At 66.5% G+C, this 3,560-nt stretch carries 2 protein-coding genes; one reads left to right on the top strand and one right to left on the bottom strand.

Annotated elements, in window-relative coordinates:
* Positions 1-38 precede the first annotated feature (38 nt).
* Positions 39-1,145, bottom strand: a complete 1,107-nt coding sequence (locus ON45_RS16555) for an acyl-CoA dehydrogenase family protein (RefSeq protein WP_040495224.1) — start codon at positions 1,143-1,145, stop codon at positions 39-41.
* 156 nt (positions 1,146-1,301) lie between these two features.
* On the opposite strand from ON45_RS16555, the gene ON45_RS16550 reads away from it, so the two are divergent.
* Entirely contained in the window at positions 1,302-3,524 is a 2,223-nt protein-coding gene (locus tag ON45_RS16550) for an NADP-dependent isocitrate dehydrogenase (protein ID WP_040495222.1), read from the top strand.
* Positions 3,525-3,560: the final 36 nt, after the last annotated feature.

Below are 3,560 nucleotides of genomic sequence, written 5' to 3'. Positions count from 1 at the left end.
CGCGCACGGAGCGCCGGAACAGTTCACGAGTTGCGCATTCAGCGGGGTTCGCGGGGGAGACCGAGAACGCGCTCGCCGAGGATGTTGCGCATGATGTTCGAGGTGCCGCCCATGATCGTGTAGGCGGGGTCGTATGCGAGCCCTCGACCGACCTGGTCCCAGAGGAGCGCATCGGCACCGAGTGTGCGGGCGACGAACGACGCGACTCGTTGCTGGTGCTCCGTGCAGAAACACTTCGTCGCAGCCGAGAAACCCTTCGGGGCCTGGCGGAGGACCTCGCGCGTGACCAGGATGCGACCGAGTGTGTAGCCGCTCTCGAGGCGGGCCATCTCCTGTCGCACCCGTGGATCCTCCCGATCGGCGCGCTCGGCGGCGATCTCGTAGAGCGCTCGGTTCGACACCAGGCGGTCGATCCCGCCGCGTTCGTGCTCGAGCTGCGCCATGGTCTGCTTGAAGGCGTTCCCTTCGACGCCGACCAGGTTGGCGACGGGTACGCGCACGTCGCTGAACCACACCTCGCAGAAGTGGCGGTTCGTGGTCATGTCGGTGATCGGGCGGACCTCGATGCCGGGCGTGTCCATCGGGACGATCACCTCGCTGATGCCCCGGTGTGGCGGTCCGGACGCGTCGGTGCGACAGATGAGATAGCAGTAATCCGCCGACTCACCGAACGACGTCCAGATCTTCTGCCCGTTGATCACGAAGTCGTCGCCGTCCCGAACGGCGGCCGTTGCGAGCGACGCCAGGTCGGAACCCGAGTCGGGCTCCGACATCCCGATGCACCACGTGGTCCCACCCGACAGGATCCCGGGGAGGAACTCGGCCTGCTGGTCCGGTGTTCCGTAGTTGATCAGCGTCGGGCCCATCTGGCGGTCTGCGAACCACATGGCGGCGAGCGGCGCTCCGGCCGCGATCAGTTCCTCGCCGACGATCAACCGCTCGATGGGAGGTCGGCCGCCGCCTCCGTGCTCGGTCGGCCAGGTCATTCCGATCCAGCCGTGGGAACCCATCTCGCGAGCGAACTCCTTGGAGAAACCGTTGATCCACGAGTCGTTCCAGCGTCCGAACCGCTCCACCGCGTCGGCAGCGACCTCGCGGGCATGCTTGCGCAGTTCGACCTGTTCGGGGGTCCACGAGAAGTCCATCGCCGTCGATCGTAGATTCGGCGGGGTCATGTCTCCGCATCTGGACCGCCGCGAGGACGAGCCGCTAGGGTGTAGACAAGTACAAGACAAGTAGGTCTTGCACCTGCACGACCGTGTGTCCCCCACCCGCTCCACCCGCGACGAAACGAGACCCCCATGACCGAGTCGACGATCATCTACACCATCACGGACGAGGCGCCGGCGCTGGCCACGTACTCGTTCCTCCCGATCGTCGAGGCGTTTGCAGGTGCGGCAGGCGTCGAGGTCGACACGCGGGACATCTCGCTGGCCGGACGGATCCTCGCCCAGTTCCCCGAGCGGCTCACCGCCGACCAGCGAGTGCCCGACGCCCTGACCGAACTCGGTGAGATCGCGCTCACCCCAGGGGCGAACATCATCAAGCTGCCGAACATCTCCGCCTCGATTCCGCAGCTCGTTGCCGCGGTGACCGAACTGCAGGCGCTCGGCTACGACCTGCCCGATTTCCCGAACGATCCCCAGACCGACGAGGACAAGGCGATCCGCGAGAAGTACAGCGTCGCGCTCGGGTCCGCCGTGAACCCGGTACTGCGTCAGGGGAACTCGGATCGGCGGGCGCCGAAGGCCGTGAAGGAGTACGCCCGCAAGAACCCGCATTCGATGGGGGAGTGGTCGTCCGAGTCGCAGACCCACGTCGCCACGATGGGGTCCGGCGACTTCGCCTCGAACGAGCAGTCGGTGACCGTGGCCGAGCCGACCAGCGTCCGCATCGAGCACGTCGACGCCGAGGGAGCGGTCACGGTGCTCAAGCCGGACTTCCCGCTGCTGGCCGGCGAGGTCATCGACTCCACGGTGATGGACGTCGCCGCGCTGCGCACCTTCCTCGCCGAGCAGGTCGCTGACGCCAAGGAACGCGGCGTGCTGTTCTCGCTGCACCTGAAGGCCACGATGATGAAGGTGTCCGACCCGATCATCTTCGGTCACGGCGTCGAGGTGTTCTTCGCCGATGTCTTCGCCAAGCACGGCGACGCGCTGCGGGAGGCCGGGGCGAACCCGAACAACGGCCTCGGAGGTGTGCTGTCGGCACTCGCATCGCTGCCGGACGATCAGCGCGCCGAGATCGAAGCCGACTTCGCCGCCGCGTACGAGGCCGGGCCGGATCTGGCGATGGTCGACTCCGACAAGGGGATCTCGAACCTCCACGTACCCAGCGACGTCATCATCGACGCGTCGATGCCCGCGATGATCCGCGACTCCGGGAAGATGTGGAACAAGAACGACGAACGTCAGGATGCGAAAGCCGTCATTCCCGACTCGTCGTACGCCGGCATCTACCAGGCGACGATCGACGACTGCATCGCCAACGGTGCGTTCGATCCGACCACCATGGGAACCGTCCCGAACGTCGGATTGATGGCGCAGAAGGCCGAGGAGTACGGCAGCCACGACAAGACGTTCGAGGCGGCGTCGGCCGGCACGATGCGCGTCGTCGAGTCCGACGGAAACGTGCTGATGGAGCACGCCGTGTCGGAAGGCGACATCTTCCGCGCCTGCCAGGTGAAGGACGAGCCGATTCGCGACTGGGTCCGTCTCGCCGTGAGTCGTGCCCGGGCGACTGGGGCTCCCGCCGTGTTCTGGCTCGACGCCAACCGGGCGCACGACGCGCAACTGATCGAGAAGGTGAACACCTACCTCGGCGACCACGACACCGACGGCCTGCAGATCGAGATCATGGCGCCGACCGAGGCGACTCGGTTCTCGTTGCAGCGGATGCGGAACGGCGAGGACACGATCTCGGTCACCGGCAACGTCCTGCGTGACTACAACACCGACCTGTTCCCGATCCTCGAACTGGGCACGAGCGCGAAGATGCTGTCGATCGTTCCGCTGCTCAACGGAGGCGGTCTGTTCGAGACCGGTGCCGGTGGGTCGGCCCCGAAGCACGTTCAACAGCTCGTCAAGGAGAACTACCTCCGGTGGGACAGCCTCGGCGAGTTCCTGGCGCTCGCGGTCTCGTTCGAGCACCTCGCCGAGGTCACCGAGAACGACGCGGCGCGCATGCTCGGCGCTGCTCTCGACACCGCGACGGGACAGCTGCTCGAGAACGGCAAGTCGCCGGCCCGTCGCCTCGGTTCGATCGACAACCGCGGCAGCCACTTCTACATCGCCCTCTACTGGGCCCAGGCGCTCGCCGATCAGACCGAGAACGCCGAGGTCGCCGCACGGTTCGCTCCGCTGGCGGCCGCGCTCACGGAGAACGAGCAGAAGATCACCGACGAGCTGTTGGCGGTCCAGGGCGAGCCTGCCGACATCGGCGGCTACTACCAGCCCGACGACGCGAAGGCCTCCGCCATCATGCGCCCCAGCGAAACCCTGAATACTCTCCTCGCCACCCTCTGACCGTTGCGTGACGGGTCTGACCCGTTACGTAACGCT

This window comes from Ilumatobacter nonamiensis YM16-303, from assembly GCF_000350145.1.
In the GTDB taxonomy this organism is placed as follows: Bacteria; Actinomycetota; Acidimicrobiia; order Acidimicrobiales; family Ilumatobacteraceae; genus Ilumatobacter_A; species Ilumatobacter_A nonamiensis.
This window is presented reverse-complemented; position numbering and strand designations above follow the sequence as displayed.